The sequence below is a fragment of the Nocardioides silvaticus genome (assembly GCF_003160695.1).
Classification (GTDB): domain Bacteria; phylum Actinomycetota; class Actinomycetes; order Propionibacteriales; family Nocardioidaceae; genus Nocardioides; species Nocardioides silvaticus.
Genome location: NZ_QGDD01000008.1, coordinates 175705 through 191358, shown reverse-complemented (window position 1 = coordinate 191358; position 15654 = coordinate 175705). Strand labels below are relative to the sequence as shown.

Sequence of the window (15654 nt, the reverse complement as noted above, 5' to 3'; positions counted from 1 at the left end):
AGTAGTCCGAGCGCTCTGCGCGAGGACGTATCGAGACCCCGCAAGCCAAGAAACCGCCGTACTTTCGGGCAATTCCCCGCGTTCGACCCTTCCATCTTGAGTCGAACTGGTGTACGATCGACGTACGTCGAACCCCTCGACCAGCCGTCCACGAGACTCAGATCTAGGACACCCCGGCACCAGGCCACCGGACCCGTAGCAGCCTGGGAGTCCGGATGAGCGAGCACACCGCCCTTCACCCGATCCGTGCTGCCGCCGCGACCGCGAAGGCCGCGTTCAAGGACGTCCGCGACGTCCAGCCGGTGTTCATGTCCCCGGCCGACCAGGAAGCAGCGGTCCGCGAGCTCGCCGAGCTCGAAGCGATCGTGGCCGAGGCACGGCTACGGGTGGTGGCAGCAGCCCAGGACACCGCGTCGCGGTCCGGTGCCCGCGACCTCGGCGCCTGGCTCTCCACCCTGACCCTGACCGACTTCAACCACGGTCGTGCCGACGCCCGCCTTGCTGAGGCACTGGACCGCAGGTGGGCGAAGGTCGCCGCCGGCATGGCCGACGGATCCGTGTCCACAGACCAAGCACAAGTCGTCGTGCACGCGCTCGATGCGTTGCCCAAGGACCTCGACCCCGAGCTCGTCGCGAAGGCAGAGCAGCAGCTGGTCGACTACTGCAAGGACTTCCGTCCCCGCGACCTCCGCAGGCTCGGTCGGCGGATCCTGGAAATCGTGGCCCCCGACATCGCCGAGGCCGAGGAAGCCAAACGCCTCGAGGACGAAGAGCGCCGGGCACGGGAGAAGTGCCGCCTGGTGCTCAAACCGATCGGGGACGGCACCACCCGACTCACCGGCCTGCTGCCCGACCTCGACGCCCACCGTCTGCGCACCTACCTCGACGCCTTCACCTCACCCCGCAAAGCAGAACACGCTGCGGGTGGGGAGGAGGACCGCATCCCCTACCCCCGCCGCCTCGGCCACGCCTTCTGCGCCCTCCTGGAGCACCTCGACCCCAACAACCTCCCGGCCCACGGCGGTGACACCACCACCCTGCTGGTCACCATCCCGTTGGAGTCCCTGCGCGACGAGCTGGGCACCGGCACCGTGGTCGCCGGCGAACCCCTCTCCGCCGCTGCGGTCCGCCGGTTGGCGTGCACCGCGAACATCATCCCCGTCGTCCTCGGCGGCAAGAGCGAGGTCCTCGACCTCGGCCGCACCCGCCGACTGTTCTCACCCGCCCAACGCAAAGCCATGCGCTGGCGCGACCAGCACTGCCGAGCCGAGGGCTGCACCATCCCCGCCGGCTGGTGCGAAGCCCACCACCTCAACCCCTGGTCGCGAGGCGGCAACACCGACCTCCACCACGGCGCCCTCCTCTGCTCCTGGCACCACCACCGCGCCCACGACCCCACCCACACCACCGAACACCTCCCCAACGGCGACATCCGCTTCCACCGACGACCCTGACGGCGCCGCGGGCTACAACGCGGCCGCGACCAGGCTGGCGACGAGCACCAAGGGGAGGGAGACGACCGCGCCGAGCGACGTGGCCAACGTCAGCGTCTTCAGGCTGCCCTTGGTGGAGAGGTCGAGCAGGGTGCTGAACATCCAGAAGAAGTTGCTGTTGACGTGGAGGGCGAACATCGCGCCCGAGGCGATGGCGAGGGCGATGACGACCGGGTCGACGCTCAGTGAGCCGGCGATGGGCGCGATGATCCCGGCGGCCGTGATGGCTCCCACCGACACCGAGCCGATCGCGAAGTGCAGCACCGCGGCGATGCACCAGGCGAGCAGGATGCTGACGATCACCGGGGCACTGTCGTCCGCCGAGAACAGGTCGGCGAGCGTGGCGTCCATGCCGCTGGCGGCGATGACGGCGCCGAGGGAACCACCCACGCCGGTGACCAGCAGGATCTCTCCGGTGGTGTGGAACCCGGACCGGAGGACACTGCCCACCCCGTCGCCGCCCAACGACGACCGGACCATGCCGAAGGCGATCAGCAGGCCCAGGAAGAGCGCGATGTTGGCGTCGCCGAGGAAGGTCGACGCGTCGTTGGAGGCCTCCGCCACGTCGAGGATCGCGCCGGTGGCGATGAGGACGAGCGGCACGAGGATCGGGAGCAGACGTACGACGAGGGGCAGCTGCGCCGCGCGCTCGGCGGTGGGGACGTCCTCGGTCTCGTCGTGGACGCGTCCCTACTCCACGACGACGTCGGGGTCGAGGTCCGTCTCGTCGTCCCAGAACCCCCGGCCGAGCAGCAGGCGGAACAAGAACGTGGTCACCAACGCGGTGACCAGGCCGATCGGCAGCCCGTAGAGCAGGTAGGTGCCCAACGGCACGTCCATCAGGCCGGCGATCGCCACCGCAGCCAGGCCGGGCACCACGAAGACGTAGCCGGAGAAGATGCCGATGGCCATCGCTCCTGCCAGCCACGGCAGGCCGTGCCGACGGTCGACCGCGGGTGCGGACTCCTTCGCCATCGGCGCGGCCAGGACGACCTGGACGTCGACGTAGATGGAGGGGAAGATCGTCGAGAGCGTCCCCGCCATCGCGTAGGGCAGGCGCCGCCCGACGCGGCGGGCGAGAATGTCGACGAGGTCCCGGAACGTCCCCATCGAGTGCAGCAGCGCTCCGATCAGCACGCCGAAACCGATCAGCAGGCCGACCTCGGCCATGATCTCGCCGAACCCTCCGGTGATCTCCCCGACCGTCCCCTCGGCGCCGAGCCCGGTGGCCAGACCGAGGTAGACGCAGGCGATCAGCAGCGAGATCACCGGGTCGACCTTGAACCTGATGATGAGGACGATGGCGGCCAGGATGGCGATGGCCGAGTGCAGAATCTCCACGAGCGACTCCGATGTCGGGCCGGTCACGGTCACCGGCGGCTGCACTCACCGTAGGGGACCGGCGCGGTCCAGCGGCAGACCGCGGATCGGTAGGTTCGGGACGTGACCTCAGTGCTGCGCTTCTCCGGTCCGGTCCTTCCCGATGGCGACGTGCGTGACCTGTACGTGGTGGACGGCAAGGTGACCTACGAGCCCCAGGCCGGGGCGGACACCGCGGCGGAGGGCTGGATCGTGCCGGGGCTCGTCGACGCCCACAACCACCTCGGCCTCGAGGACGGGGGAGCGGTCGACGACGAGGAGACCGAGCGGCAGGCGGTGGCCGACCGCGACAACGGGGTCCTGCTGCTGCGCGACTGTGGGTCGCCCGCCGACACCCGCTGGGTCCACGACCGCGACGACCTGCCCCGGCTGATCCGCGCCGGACGGCACGTCGCGCGGACCCGCCGCTACATCAGGAACTACGGCGTCGAGGTGGAGCCGGAGGCGCTCGTCGGCACCGTCGCCGAGCAGGCCCGCGCTGGCGACGGGTGGGTGAAGCTGGTCGGCGACTGGATCTCCAGGGACGAGGGCGACCTCGCACCGTCCTTCCCCGCCGACGCGGTGGCGGGAGCGATCGGCACGGCGCACGCGCTCGGGGCGCGGGTGACGGCGCACTGCTTCGGCCCCGAGTCGCTGTCACCGCTGCTCGACGCGGGCATCGACTGCATCGAGCACGGCACCGGGCTCCAGGAGCACCACATCGAGCAGATGGTCGCGAGCGGCGTCGCCCTGGTTCCGACGGTGCTGCAGACCGACAAGTTCCCCGAGTACGTCGCCGCGGCGGCCGACAAGTTCCCGGCGTACGCCACGCGGATGGATGCCCTCCACAGGAGCCGGCGCGACGTGCTCATGGCGGCCTACGAGGCCGGGGTCGACCTCTACGTCGGCAGCGACGGCGGCGGCAGCACCCGCCACGGGGTCCTGCACGAGGAGATCATCGCGATGGCCGACATGGGGATCCCGGCCGAGCACGTGCTGGGCGCCGCCTCGTGGCGGGCCCGCGCCTGGCTGGGCTGGAACGCGGGGCTGGACGAGGGCGATCCGGCGGACTTCGTGGTCTACCCGGGGAACCCGGTCGAGGACCTCAGCGTCCTCGCGCGCCCGTCGTACGTCGTGCTGCGCGGCCGGTCGTTCGTCTAGGCAGCGATCAGGTGCGGCCAGGCCGGCTCAGCCCAGGCCGTAGCCGCGGGCGTCGAGGATGTCCTTGGCGTCGTCGAGGTGCTGGCGGGCGATCCGGACCACTGCCCAGGTGCTTCCCGGCGTGACCGAGAGCGCGATCGCGAACGCGGCCTCGATGTGCGCGACGGCGTCGGGACAGTTCTCCGCGTTGGCGAGCAGCGTCTCGGCCCGGTGCACGATCCGGGTCGCGAGGACGTAGTTGTCGAACGCCTGCGTCTCCTCGTAGCGAACCGGGGAGGACGCGGCCGGGACGTGCTGCGGAAGAGTCATCATCGCCTCCGCTCCTTTCGATCTGCCCGAGGTGAGGCCTGCGATCCTGCCTCTCGGAGCGTGGGTCCTGGGACCCGCTGCCGGACAGCCCTGCATGGCCCGAGATGACTATCTCCCCGCGCGGATCGGTCAGTCGGACACGTCGACGACCTGCGTGCCCTCGGGCTGGTACTTCACCAACGCGCAGTTGCGCTTGAGGAGCTCCTCGCCGAGCTGTCGGCCGGTCCTGCGGTCGATGACGGTCCGCCAGATCTCGTTGCGGCGGAAGATCCTGCCCTCGTGCTGGAGGAACTGCTCGTCGCGGGCGTGCACCGAGTAGGAGTGCGGCAGCTCGCTGTCGGCCCGCAGCTCACCCTCCAGGTACCGGTCGCCGACCTCGACGAGCAGCTGGAAGGTGGTGGCGGTGTCGTTGCGCACGACCAGGTCGACGTAGTTGTAGGCGATCGAGCACCCGACGCCCCACGGCAGCACCCGGTCCTTGTCGGGGAACGGGTCGAAGCTGTGCTCGGACCGCTCCACGACCGTCAGCGGCGAGTGGAGGAACATCCAGTGCAGCAGGTTCGCGAGCTGGCAGACGCCGCCACCCACGCCGGGCACGGCCTCGCCGTTGGACAGCCGCATGCCCGGCACGTAGCCCTTCCGCCGGGTGCAGCTGCCCACGACCTTGTTGAAGGAGAACATCTCGCCGGGGCGGACGAGGAGCCCGTCGACGCGCCGGCTCGCCAGCCGCAGGTTGATCACCTTGTTGTGCTGCAGCCACATCTCGCTCTCACCGAGCTGGCGCAGGAGCAACGACCGGTGCTTCTCGACCCGCACGGCCAGCGGGTCACGCTCGCGGGTGCGGGCCCACTCCTGGTCGCCGGTGATCCACTGCCAGCGGCGTCGTGCCCGGTGGACCCGCACGGCGACGGGGAACAGGGCGGGGAAACGCTCGGTCAGGCGCGGCGGGGCCGTCACCCGGGCGGGAGGGACGAAGGGGGCGGTGACGGGCGGTTCGGTCATCGTGGTCATGCTGGGTGGACGCACGGTGCGGGCACTTTGTTGTCGGGTGGAGTTGTCGGCGGGCCGGCCGGTCCACCGAGATTCGGTCGCGCGCAGGTGTTCTGGCAGAATGCGACGCTGAGTTCTGCATCGGTCGGACCCTCTCTCCGGCCGTCGCGGCGCCCTCGATCCACCGCGCCGGTGTTCCCCACCTGGTCGGGAGTGGATCACCCACCACAAGTTCTCAAGGAGACACCACAAACGTGGCCGTCAAGATCCGTCTGAAGCGCCTGGGCAAGGTCCGGGTCCCGCAGTACCGCATCGTCATCGTCGACTCGCGCAAGAAGCGCGACGGCAAGGTGATCGAGGAGATCGGCAAGTACCACCCCAAGGAGGACCCGTCCTACATCGACGTCGTCTCCGAGCGGGCGCAGTACTGGCTCAGCGTCGGCGCCCAGCCGACCGAGGCCGTCGCCGCGATCCTCAAGGTCACCGGTGACTGGCAGAAGTTCAAGGGTGAGCCCGGCGCCGAGGGCACCCTGAAGGTCAAGGAGCCGAAGCGCGACAAGCTCGAGATCTTCAACGAGGCCCTCAAGGAGGCCGCCAACGAGCCCAAGGGCGCCGCGGTGACCACCAAGAAGAAGGCCGAGCCGAAGGCCGAGGAGACCCCCGCCGAGGAGACCCCCGCCGAGGCGCCCGCCGCCGAGGAGGCTCCGGCCGAGGCCCCCGCCGAGGAGACCACGACCGACGAGCCGGCCGCCGAGGCCGAGTCGACCGAGGCCTGAGTCGATGCTCGCCGACGCGTTGGAGCACCTCGTCCGCGGTGTGGTCGACAACCCCGACGACGTCGTGGTGCGCGACAAGCAGCTGCGGCGCGGGTCGGTGCTCGAGGTGCGGGTACACCCCGACGACCTCGGCAAGGTGATCGGTCGCGGCGGTCGCACGGCGACCGCCTTCCGCACGGTGATCTCGGCGCTCGCCGGCAACAGCGGCGCCCGGATCGACTTCGTCGACGTCGACCGTCCCGGACGCCGCTGAGTCGTTGGACTCGATCGAGGTCGTCGTCGGCCGCATCGGGAAGCCCCACGGCATCCGCGGTGAGGTGACCGTCGACGTCCGCACGGACGAGCCGGAGAAGCGTTACGTCCCCGGGGTCCGGCTGCTTGCGCAGCCGCCCCGGGGTTCGGCTTTTTCCCACCCGTCGTTGCAGGTACGGCGTGCGCGCTGGCACGCCTCGACGCTGCTGGTCGCTTTCGCCGAGATCCCCGACCGCAACGCCGCCGAGGCGGCGCGCGGCGTGGTCCTGCGCGCGACGCTGCCGGTGGACGCCTCACCTGACGATCCCGAGGAGTTCTACGACCACCAGCTCGAGGGGCTGGCGGCGTACGACCTCGACGGCACCCGCCTCGGCGAGATCGCCGGACTGGTCCACGGTGCCCAGGACCTGCTCCGCGTGACCACCCTCGACGGCCGCGAGGCGCTGGTGCCGTTCGTCGCCGCGCTGGTGCCTGAGGTCGACGTGCCCGGCGGGCGGGTCGTGATCGCCGACCGCCCCGGCCTGGTCGCGCCGTTCCCGGACGACGCGGACGACACGGAGGACGGGGACGGCGAGCGGTGAGGCTCGACTACCTCACGATCTTTCCCGACTACCTCGCGCCGCTCCGGCTCTCGCTGCCCGGCAAGGCCGTCGAGAGCGGCCTGCTCGAGGTGCACGTCCACGACCTCCGCGACTGGACGCACGACCGCCACCGCACCGTCGACGACACGCCCTACGGCGGCGGCGCGGGCATGGTCATGAAGCCCGAGCCCTTCGGCGAGGCGTTCGCCGAGCTGCTGGGCCCGGCCGCCGGGCCGGCCGACGCCACGATCATCTTCACCACGCCGTCGGGGGAGCGGTTCGACCAGCGCGTCGCCGAGGAGCTCTCGACCCGCGACCGCCTGGTGTTCGCGTGCGGGCGCTACGAGGGCATCGACCAGCGGGTCGTCGACCACGCGCGGGACCTCGCCGAGGTGCGCGAGCTCAGCCTCGGCGACTACGTGCTCAACGGCGGCGAGGTCGCGGCGCTGGCGATCACCGAGGCCGTGGTCCGGCTGCTGCCCGGTTTCATGGGCAATGCGGAGTCGCTGACGGAGGAGTCGCACACGGCGGGGTCCGGCGGGTTGCTGGAGTACCCCGTCTACACCAAGCCGCCGGTATGGGAGGGCCGCGAGGTCCCCGAGGTGCTGCGTTCCGGTGACCACGGCGCGATCGCCCGCTGGCGGCGGGACCAGGCCCGGCGTCGTACGGCGGAGCGCCGGCCCGACCTGCTCGCCCCGTCGGCCCTCGACGACGGCACGCCCATCACGAAGGCCACGCCGGGTGACGCGGGCGAGCTGCTGACGCTGCAGCGGGCCTGCTGGACCCAGGAGGCGCAGGTCAACCCCGGCGTGGCGATCCCCGCGCTGGAGGAGTCGCTCGACGACGTGCGCGCGTGGTTGGCGGAGTGGGACACCTACGTCGTGCGCCGGGCGGGCCGGATGGTCGGCGCCGTGCGCGGCCGGCTCGACCCCGAGCACCCCACCGCCTGGGACATCGGCCGGGTCATGGTCGCGCCCGACCTGCAGGGCTCCGGTCTCGGCCGGGCGCTGCTCGAGCACATCCAGGCGGCGGCACCGGCCGCGGCGACGTCGTACGTCCTGTTCACCGGTGCCGGCAGCGAGCGCAACCTGCGGATGTACAAGAAGGCCGGCTTCCGGCTGCGGTCGGACATCCCTGCTCCGCCGGGTGCCGTGGTGCTGACGAAGCCGCGCCGTACTCACGGCTGAAACACGACGAGCCAACCTGTAACGCCGGGGAAACACGGGCGGTCGGGATGTGAAACGCCACCTCGACAGGATCTCGGACGAAGTGGGAACAGCAGAGCGGCTGACCCGCGCACCACTCCCGAGACACAAAGAGGTTGGCAATGGATCTCGATCTCGCATGGCTGTTGCTGTGCACGGCCCTGGTGATCTTCATGACGCCAGGACTGGCGTTCTTCTACGGCGGCCTGGTGAAGTCCAAGTCCGTCGTCTCCATGATGATGCTGAGCTTCGGGTCGCTCGGCCTGACCACGCTCCTGTGGGTCCTGTACGGCGCCACCGGCATCGGCGCGCTGGGCGACAGCGGGATCAGCCAGTTCTTCGGCAACCCGTTCCAGGACTTCGCGCTGACCGACTCGGTGAAGCTCGGTGACGCCACGCTCGGTGGCGTCGCGTTTGGCGCCTCGTTCGCCATCATCACCGTCGCGCTCATCTCGGGAGCGATCGCCGACCGTGCCCGCTTCTTCCCCTGGCTGCTGTTCGCCGCCATCTGGGCGACGCTGGTCTACTTCCCCGGCCAGGCCTGGGTGTGGGCCGGCTGGATCCTCAACGGTGACTTCTTCCTCAACGGCACCGGCGCCCTCGACTGGGCCGGCGGCACGATCGTCCACCAGGCCTCCGGCGCGGCCGCGCTCGCGCTCGCCCTGGTCCTCGGCCGTCGCAAGGTCGGCTTCTCCAAGGAGGAGGCGCAGCCGCACAACGTGCCGCTGGTGCTCATCGGCGCCGCGATCCTGTGGTTCGGATGGTTCGGCTTCAACACCGGTGTCTACGGCGCCGACCTCGGCCAGACCAGTCTGATCTTCCTCAACACCCTCATCTGCCCGGCCGCCGGCATGCTCGGCTGGCTCGTGGTGGAGCAGCTCAAGGAGGGCAAGGCCACCGCCGTCGGCGCCGCCTCCGGTGTCGTCGCCGGTCTGGTCGCCATCACCCCGGCCTGCGCCCACATCGACCCCTGGGCCGCGATCGTCCTCGGCCTGGTGGCCGGTGCCATCTGCGCCTTCGCGGTGGAGCTGAAGTACAAGCTGGGCTTCGACGACACGCTCGACGTGGTCGGCATCCACCTGGTCGGCGGCTTCATCGGCTGCATCTCGCTGGGCTTCCTGGCGACCTACGACGGCGAGGGTCTCTTCTACGGCGGCGGCGGCGCCCAGCTCTGGTCGCAGCTCGCCTCCTCGGTGACCGTCATCGCCTGGGCGTTCGCCGTGGCCTGGGTCGCCGGGACGCTGATCGACAAGACGATCGGGTTCCGTGCCAAGGAGGACGACGAGGTCGCCGGTCTGGACCTCGCCCTGCACGGCGGGGGCTACGCGATCGACTGATCGTCGTCAGCGTCCGGCATCGACCCGCAGGTCCGCCCTCGCTCCAGGGGCGGGCCTGCGGTGCATCTCCGCCCGGTCAGGCCCGGTCGCGCAGCCGACGGCTGGATGCCTGGATCCGGCTGCTGAGGTCCTGGACCTCGGCGAGCACCGACGTCGCCAGCCAGACCGGTGCCCGTCGCGACCGCGGGGCCTTGGCGAGCACGCCGGCTCCGACCAGGGTCGCGACCGCCTCGGCAGCGGCCTGGTCGGTGGCGCCGGTGCGCTCCACGACGAGCTCGACGTTGACGATCGGCTCCTCGGTGAGGAGGTCGAGCACCCGGTGCAGCGGCGTGCCCGGCCGGGTGCCGCCGACGTCGTCGGCCCAGCCCTTGCGGAGGTCGCGCAGGTTGCCCGCCGTTCGCCACGACTCGGCGGTGGCGATGCTGGTCGCGGAGGCGAGCATCGCCACGAGTGGAGCCGCCGAGCCACGGCGGTACTCGTCGAGTGCGCCGAAGTACCGATCGCGGTGAGCCACGAGCGCCGACGCGATCGGCACGGTCAGGTGCCGGGTCGCACGTCGCCGGCGGAGGACGGCGTGGATGAGCGCCCGGCCGATCCTGCCGTTGCCGTCGATGAACGGGTGGATCGACTCGAACTGGGCGTGCACGATCGCGGCCTGCACCAGGGCCGGCACGTCGTCGCGGTTGGCGTAGGCGACGAGGTCCTCGAGGTAGTCGGGCACGGTCTCGGGTGGTGGCGGCACGTGGGTCGCGCTGACGGGGGAGTAGTCGCTGCCGCCGACCCAGTTCTGGGTCGTGCGCAGCCGGCCGGCCCGGTGCGCCTCCTCCGGGTGCCGGTGGAACAGCTCGTGGTGGGCGGTGAGGATCGCTTCCAAGCGGATCTTCCGCGTGGTCGCCGCGTCCCGGATCATCCGGGAGAGCGCGGCGGTGGCCGAGGCCATCGACACGGCCGAGGCGTTGGCGCCCACCCCCAGCAGCGCTCGACCGTAGTCGGCCAGGCTGGCGTCGACGTTCTCGATCTTGGAGGAGTCGACCGCCTCGGTGCGCAGCTGCAGGTGGTTCAGCGCCTGCAACGTGCGACCGTGGACGAGGTCGAGGTGACCGAGGTCGCCGGCGCTCGCCGTCGTCATCGCGGCGAGCGGACGCTCGATCGGGAAGTCCCGGTCGCGGATCCGGGGCGGGAGCGAGACCGTGATCTCGCGGAGCTGCCGGTCCGCGCGTGGACCGCGCGCCACCCGCTGCCGGTAGGGACGCCGCTCGAAGGTGTGGGGTGCCCAGTCGAGAGGACGGCTGGCGTCGGTCACAGGTCCATCCTCCCAGTGCCTCTGACGATTACCGACCGTCCTCACGCTTGTGCGAGGATTGTCCGTCGGCGCCACGGACGCATCACGGTATTGCCTGCCACAGGGGGAACCGTCGGACGTGCAGCGCCGAGTGGATCACGACCCAACCAACCGCGGATGACCTGTGGCACTCGCGAGGAGCCGACATGAACAACATCTCCCCGTCCGTCGTCGCCGAGCTCGGCAACGCCAGCAAGCGTGACGACATCCCCGACTTCCGCGCCGGTGACACCGTCAAGGTGCACGTGAAGGTCGTCGAGGGCAACCGGTCCCGGGTCCAGATCTTCCAGGGTGTCGTGATCCGCATCCACGGCAGCGGCGTCGGCCGCACGTTCACCGTCCGGAAGGTCTCCTTCGGCGTCGGTGTCGAGCGGACGTTCCCGCTCCACTCGCCGATCTTCGAGCAGATCGAGGTCGTCACCCGCGGTGACGTCCGCCGAGCGAAGCTCTACTACCTGCGCAACCTCCGCGGCAAGGCCGCCAAGATCAAGGAGCGCCGCGAGGCCTGACCGGGTCACTGGCTAGAGTCAGTACCCGTGACGACCGACGCCCCCAGGGACCCCCACGCGATGGACCAGTCCCCGGAGGCAGACGCTCCGGAGACGGCCCCGGCCGACGCTGCACCGTCCGGGAAGAAGCGCGGCGACGGCGGAGAGCGCAAGCACCTCCCGGTGTGGCAGGAGAGCATCCTGCTGCTCGGCATCGCGTTGGTGCTCGCCGTCGTCATCAAGACCTTCTTCGTCCAGGCGTTCTACATCCCGTCGCCGTCGATGGAGCCGGGCCTGATCCGCAACGACCGGATCCTCGTCCAGAAGGTCTCCTACTGGTTCGGCGGCGACCCCTCCCGCGGCGACGTCGTGGTCTTCGAGGACCCCGGCGGCTGGCTGACCGGTGAGGAGCCGAAGCCGACCGGTCTCGCGAGCCTGCTGTCGAAGATCGGGCTCTACCCGACCGGCGGGCACCTGGTGAAGCGCGTCATCGGCATCGAGGGCGACGTCATCGAGTGCTGCGACGAGGAGGGCCGGATCCTCGTCAACGGGGAGCCGGTCGACGAGTCGACCTACATCGCCGACCGCAAGACCTGCGCCGGCGCCGGCACCGGCTTCGGGTGCTCCTGGTCCGTCGGACCGGTCCCGGACGGCAAGCTGTTCGTCCTCGGCGACAACCGCGGCGCCTCGGCGGACTCCCGCGCACACATGTGCCAGCCGGACTCCGAGGAGGACTGCACCCAGAGCCCCTGGGTCGACACCGACCTGGTGGTCGGCAAGGTCTTCTCGCTGGTGTGGCCGCGCGACCGGTGGGACTGGATCAGCAACCCCGGCGTCTTCGACGACGTGCCGGACGGGCCGCCGGCCGACGACTGAGGGCGGACGAGGCGAGCGATGTCGACGCTGCCACGAGGATCGACCGTACGGCGGGACGCCGGCCTCTACGGCTACGAGCGCGCCCTGCGCCGGCACGGCATCGAGCCGATCGCCGGGGTGGACGAGGCCGGCCGCGGGGCCTGTGCCGGCCCGCTGGTCGCCGGTGCGGCGATCCTGCCGTCGGGCAAGGCCGGGATCGTCCCCGGCCTCGCCGACTCCAAGCTGCTCACCGCCAAGGCGCGCGAGCGCTGCTACGAGCAGGTCGTGCGCCGCGCGGTCGCCTGGTCGGTCGTGGTGATGTCGCACGAGGAGTGCGACCGGCTCGGGATGCACGTCGCCAACGTCGAGGCGCTCCGCCGGGCGGTCGCGAAGCTCGACGTCGCGCCGTCGTACGTCCTGACCGACGGGTTCCCCGTCGACGGGCTCGGCGCCCCCGGCCTCGCGGTCTGGAAGGGCGACCGGGTCGCCGCCTGCGTGGCGGCTGCCTCGGTGATCGCCAAGGTCACCCGCGACCGGCTGATGGACGAGCTGGACCAGGAGTGGCCCGTCTACGACTTCAAGACCCACAAGGGCTACATCACGCCCACCCACTCCGCAGCGCTGACCGAGCACGGGCCGTGCCCGGTGCACCGCCGGCGCTTCGTGAACGTCCGCCGCGCGGCCGGGCTCGAGGACGTCGCGGGCATGGAGGAGGCGGCCGTCGAGCCGGTCGCGGAGTCCGCGGGTTTGTAGCCGCGGACCTCGGGTAACGCCACGCGGAGTCGTGCGGAGGAGACCCCCATGTCACCGAGATCGCTCGTCGCGGCCGTCACCCTGACCGTTGCCGCCGCCGGGACCCTGACCGCTCCGGGCAGCACCGCCACCGTCGCCGCGCCCGACCGGGACGACCGGGGGCGCAAGCACACCTGGACCGAGGCCGACAAGACCGGCTTCGGCACCGCCCGAGCGCGCCGGAGCAACGTGTGGTTCACCCTGCAGGACGGGCGGACCAGCGAGGTCTTCTATCCCGACCTCTCCACGCCGAGCGTGCGCACGCTGGAGCTGTCGGTCAGCGACGCCGAGGGGACGTTCGTCGACCGCGCGTCGCGCGACATGGTGACGACCGTCAGCCGGGCGGACCCGCGCAGCCTCCGGTTCACCCAGGTGCACGAGGACGAGGAGGGGCGCTACCGGCTCACCGAGACGCACCTGACCGACCCGGCCCGCGACTCCTACCTGGTGCGGATCGAGCTGGAGGCGCTGGACGACGGCCGCTACCGGTTGCTGACCGAGCTCGACCCGGCACTGGCCAACAGCGGGATGGACGACCGGGCGTCGGTCCGCGGCCGGGCGCTGGTGGCGCGCGACGCCGAGGTGAGCAGCGCGCTGGTGGCCACCCCGGCGCTGACCCGCCTCCGCAACAGGTACGCCGGTCGTCCGGTCGACAGCCGGGGGCCGGTCGGGCCCGGCAACGTCGTGCAACGGGCGGTGGTCTCGGGGGTGACCGGCCGGCCCGGGGAGACGTCGGCGACGTTGGTCCTGGGCTTCGGACGCACTGCGGACCGGGCACTGTCGGTGGCGCGGGAGACCCGCCGCTCGCCGTTCCCGGCGCTGGAGGCGGCCTACGACCGCGGCTGGCGGCGCTACCTCGCGGGCCTCGAGCCGGTGCCGGGGAGCGCGGCCGCGGTCGAGGACGAGTACCACGCCTCCGTGCTGGTGGTCGCCGCCGCGGAGGACAAGCTGAACCCCGGTGCGATCGTGGCCTCGCCGTCAGCACCCTGGGTGTGGGGCAACGAGATCCCCGACCTGAGCTCCCCCTCCGGGGCCTACCACCTGGTGTGGTCGCGCGACTCCTACGAGTTCGCGACTGCGCTGTGGGCGGCGGGGGACGAGGCCGCCGCCCGGCGGATCCTCGACTGGCTGTTCGCCGTCCAGCAGAAGAACAACGGCTCTTTCCCGCAGAACTCCGACGTGCGCGGCACACCGGTCTGGGGCGAGCTCCAGCTGGACGAGGTGGCACTGCCGATCGCGCTGGCCTGCCTGGTCGGGCGCACCGGACGTGCCACGTGGCCGGGCGTGCGGAAGGCGGCGAGGTTCCTCGTCGGGTTCGTCGACGAGGAGAGCGGCCTGCGGGCGCCGTACTCGCCCCAGGAGCGGTGGGAGAACCAGTCGGGCTACTCGCCCAACTCGATCGCGGCGCAGGTGGCGGGCCTGGTCTGCGCGGCCCACATCGCCCGGAAGCACGACCGGCGCGACCTGGCGCGAGACTGGCTGGACCGGGCCGACCGTTGGCAGCGCAAGGCCGACGACTGGACGGTGACCAGCAACGGGCCGCTGAGCGACGACCCCTACTTCCTGCGGGTGACCAAGGACGGCCGCCCGAACCGCGGCACGACCTACCCGATGGGCGACGGCGGCCCGCGCAAGATCGACCAGCGGCGGGTGGTGGACCCCAGCTTCCTCAGCCTGGTGCGGCTCGGCCTGCTCCCCGCCGACGACGCCACCGTGGCCAACACGCTCGACGTCGTCGACGAGCGGCTGCGGGTGGACACGCCGAACGGTCCGTTCTGGCGGCGGTTCAACCGCGACGGGTACGGCGAGACGCGCACCGGCGGCGAGTGGCGGATCACTGAGTCCGGCACGTTCACGACGCTCGGTCGCGGCTGGCCGCTCCTGACTGCCGAGCGCGGCGAGCACGCGGTCGCGGCGGGGGAGGACGCGACGCCGTACCTGACCACCGTGGCGGCGGCCGCCGGGCCGTCCGGGATGATCTCCGAGCAGGTCTGGGACGGCCGCGCGCCGACGGGCGACGCGTGCTGCCCGGCGGGGGAGGGCACCCGCGCCGCCACTCCGCTGGTGTGGTCGCACGCCGCCCTGGTCCGCCTCGCGTGGACGATCGAGCGCGGCGGCCCGGTCGACCAGCAGCCGATGGTGGCGAGGCGCTACGACTGAGATGTGCGGCACCGGACTAGAGTCGGCGTCGTGAGTGCCGAGGAGCTCGAGAAGTACGAGACCGAGCAGGAGCTGACGCTCTACCGCGAGTACCGCGACGTCGTGAAGATCTTCAAGTACGTCGTGGAGACCGACCGCCGGTTCTACCTCTGCAACTCCGTCGACGTGAAGGCCCGCTCCGAGTCGGGCGAGGTCTTCTTCGAGGTCACGATCAGCGACGCCTGGGTCTGGGACATGTACCGGCCCGCGCGGTTCGCGAAAAACGTGAAGGTGCTGACCTTCAAGGACGTCAACGTCGAGGAGCTCGCGACCTCCGACATCGAGCCTCCGAAGGACTGAGGTCCCAACCGGCGTCGGACGTTGGTCCCGACCCGCCTAGTCATCTCGGACCGGCTGCCTCCGGCCGATCGGACGGAATAGGTCCTGACCTGCCCGGGCGATGGTAAAGCCGCTCGGATTATCACTTACGGTCATGAGACGAAGCCGCTTGAGGGAGCGGTGGACGTGCGTCTTGGGGAGGGCCGTGTCGTGCGATTTCCGACGTGTCGTCGTGA

Annotated in this window: 15 protein-coding genes and 2 pseudogenes; 13 read left to right on the top strand and 4 right to left on the bottom strand. The window is 71.1% G+C overall.

Annotated features, from left to right (window positions below; all coding sequences use genetic code 11):
• Positions 1-215 precede the first annotated feature (215 nt).
• On the top strand, positions 216-1454 hold the full coding sequence (locus DJ010_RS17205; protein WP_109696014.1) for an HNH endonuclease signature motif containing protein: 1239 nt from the start codon (positions 216-218) through the stop codon (positions 1452-1454).
• Between the two features lie 12 nt (positions 1455-1466).
• Here the strand turns inward: DJ010_RS17205 and DJ010_RS22775 are convergent.
• Positions 1467-2834: pseudogene (locus tag DJ010_RS22775) on the bottom strand (GntP family permease).
• A 102-nt stretch (positions 2835-2936) separates the two neighbouring features.
• Between DJ010_RS22775 and DJ010_RS17195 the strand changes: the two are divergent.
• On the top strand, positions 2937-4013 hold the full coding sequence (locus tag DJ010_RS17195; RefSeq protein WP_109696012.1) for an amidohydrolase family protein: 1077 nt from the start codon (positions 2937-2939) through the stop codon (positions 4011-4013).
• 27 nt (positions 4014-4040) lie between these two features.
• Here the strand turns inward: DJ010_RS17195 and DJ010_RS17190 are convergent, their stop codons facing one another.
• Both DJ010_RS17190 and DJ010_RS17185 read right to left on the bottom strand, forming a co-directional pair.
• Positions 4041-4325 carry a hypothetical protein gene (locus DJ010_RS17190; protein ID WP_109696010.1) on the bottom strand — a complete coding sequence of 95 codons (285 nt, stop codon included), beginning with the start codon at positions 4323-4325 and terminating at the stop codon, positions 4041-4043.
• Between the two features lie 126 nt (positions 4326-4451).
• The gene (locus DJ010_RS17185; RefSeq protein WP_109696173.1) at positions 4452-5324 is read right to left on the bottom strand and encodes a VanW family protein; all 873 of its coding nucleotides are present in this window, start codon (positions 5322-5324) and stop codon (positions 4452-4454) included.
• A gap of 242 nt (positions 5325-5566) precedes the next feature.
• Between DJ010_RS17185 and rpsP the strand changes: the two genes are divergently transcribed.
• The 6 genes and pseudogenes from rpsP (at position 5567) to DJ010_RS17160 (ending at position 9463) form a co-directional block, all read left to right on the top strand.
• Complete coding sequence (rpsP, locus tag DJ010_RS17180; RefSeq protein ID WP_109696008.1) at positions 5567-6088, top strand: 30S ribosomal protein S16; 522 nt, start codon at positions 5567-5569, stop codon at positions 6086-6088.
• Positions 6089-6092: 4 nt separating this feature from the next.
• Positions 6093-6341 (top strand): RNA-binding protein, encoded by a 249-nt coding sequence (locus tag DJ010_RS17175; RefSeq protein ID WP_109696006.1) that lies wholly within the window; start codon positions 6093-6095, stop codon positions 6339-6341.
• A 4-nt stretch (positions 6342-6345) separates the two neighbouring features.
• Entirely contained in the window at positions 6346-6921 is a 576-nt protein-coding gene (gene rimM, locus DJ010_RS17170; protein ID WP_211318847.1) for a ribosome maturation factor RimM, read from the top strand.
• Positions 6918-7610, top strand: a pseudogene (gene trmD / locus DJ010_RS22770) (tRNA (guanosine(37)-N1)-methyltransferase TrmD); the annotation flags it as partial. The gene rimM and the pseudogene trmD, both read left to right, overlap by 4 nt.
• Positions 7611-7730: 120 nt before the next feature.
• Positions 7731-8108, top strand: coding sequence for a GNAT family N-acetyltransferase (locus DJ010_RS22765; RefSeq protein WP_245927653.1), 378 nt, complete (start codon positions 7731-7733; stop codon positions 8106-8108).
• 140 nt (positions 8109-8248) lie between these two features.
• Complete coding sequence (locus tag DJ010_RS17160) at positions 8249-9463, top strand: ammonium transporter (RefSeq protein ID WP_109696002.1); 1215 nt, start codon at positions 8249-8251, stop codon at positions 9461-9463.
• 76 nt (positions 9464-9539) lie between these two features.
• On the opposite strand, the gene DJ010_RS17155 is transcribed toward DJ010_RS17160, so the two are convergent.
• Positions 9540-10766, bottom strand: a complete 1227-nt coding sequence (locus tag DJ010_RS17155) for a Fic family protein (RefSeq protein WP_109695999.1) — start codon at positions 10764-10766, stop codon at positions 9540-9542.
• Between the two features lie 185 nt (positions 10767-10951).
• Here DJ010_RS17155 and rplS point away from each other — a divergent pair, with 185 nt between their 5' ends.
• Genes rplS through DJ010_RS17130 form a run of 5 tightly spaced genes read left to right on the top strand, consistent with a single transcriptional unit; the run spans position 10952 to position 15439 of the window.
• The gene (rplS, locus tag DJ010_RS17150; RefSeq protein ID WP_109695997.1) at positions 10952-11314 is read left to right on the top strand and encodes a 50S ribosomal protein L19; all 363 of its coding nucleotides are present in this window, start codon (positions 10952-10954) and stop codon (positions 11312-11314) included.
• A gap of 27 nt (positions 11315-11341) precedes the next feature.
• Positions 11342-12169 carry a signal peptidase I gene (gene lepB / locus DJ010_RS17145; RefSeq protein ID WP_245927649.1) on the top strand — a complete coding sequence of 276 codons (828 nt, stop codon included), beginning with the start codon at positions 11342-11344 and terminating at the stop codon, positions 12167-12169.
• 18 nt (positions 12170-12187) lie between these two features.
• Complete coding sequence (locus tag DJ010_RS17140; RefSeq protein WP_109695994.1) at positions 12188-12901, top strand: ribonuclease HII; 714 nt, start codon at positions 12188-12190, stop codon at positions 12899-12901.
• Between the two features lie 48 nt (positions 12902-12949).
• Positions 12950-15100 carry a glycoside hydrolase family 15 protein gene (locus DJ010_RS17135; RefSeq protein ID WP_109695991.1) on the top strand — a complete coding sequence of 717 codons (2151 nt, stop codon included), beginning with the start codon at positions 12950-12952 and terminating at the stop codon, positions 15098-15100.
• Positions 15101-15130: 30 nt separating this feature from the next.
• On the top strand, positions 15131-15439 hold the full coding sequence (locus tag DJ010_RS17130) for a DUF2469 domain-containing protein (RefSeq protein WP_109695990.1): 309 nt from the start codon (positions 15131-15133) through the stop codon (positions 15437-15439).
• Positions 15440-15654 lie beyond the last annotated feature (215 nt).

Excerpts from the sequence above, each read along its gene's own strand:
- rplS (WP_109695997.1), top strand. The coding sequence starts at position 10,952 with ATGAACAACATCTCCCCGTCCGTCGTCGCCGAGCTCGGCAACGCCAGC.
- DJ010_RS17175 (WP_109696006.1), top strand. The coding sequence starts at position 6,093 with ATGCTCGCCGACGCGTTGGAGCACCTCGTCCGCGGTGTGGTCGACAAC.
- DJ010_RS17205 (WP_109696014.1), top strand. The coding sequence starts at position 216 with ATGAGCGAGCACACCGCCCTTCACCCGATCCGTGCTGCCGCCGCGACC.
- DJ010_RS17185 (WP_109696173.1), bottom strand. The coding sequence starts at position 5,324 with ATGACCGAACCGCCCGTCACCGCCCCCTTCGTCCCTCCCGCCCGGGTG.
- DJ010_RS17160 (WP_109696002.1), top strand. The coding sequence starts at position 8,249 with ATGGATCTCGATCTCGCATGGCTGTTGCTGTGCACGGCCCTGGTGATC.
- DJ010_RS17140 (WP_109695994.1), top strand. The coding sequence starts at position 12,188 with ATGTCGACGCTGCCACGAGGATCGACCGTACGGCGGGACGCCGGCCTC.
- DJ010_RS17135 (WP_109695991.1), top strand. The coding sequence starts at position 12,950 with ATGTCACCGAGATCGCTCGTCGCGGCCGTCACCCTGACCGTTGCCGCC.
- DJ010_RS17190 (WP_109696010.1), bottom strand. The coding sequence starts at position 4,325 with ATGATGACTCTTCCGCAGCACGTCCCGGCCGCGTCCTCCCCGGTTCGC.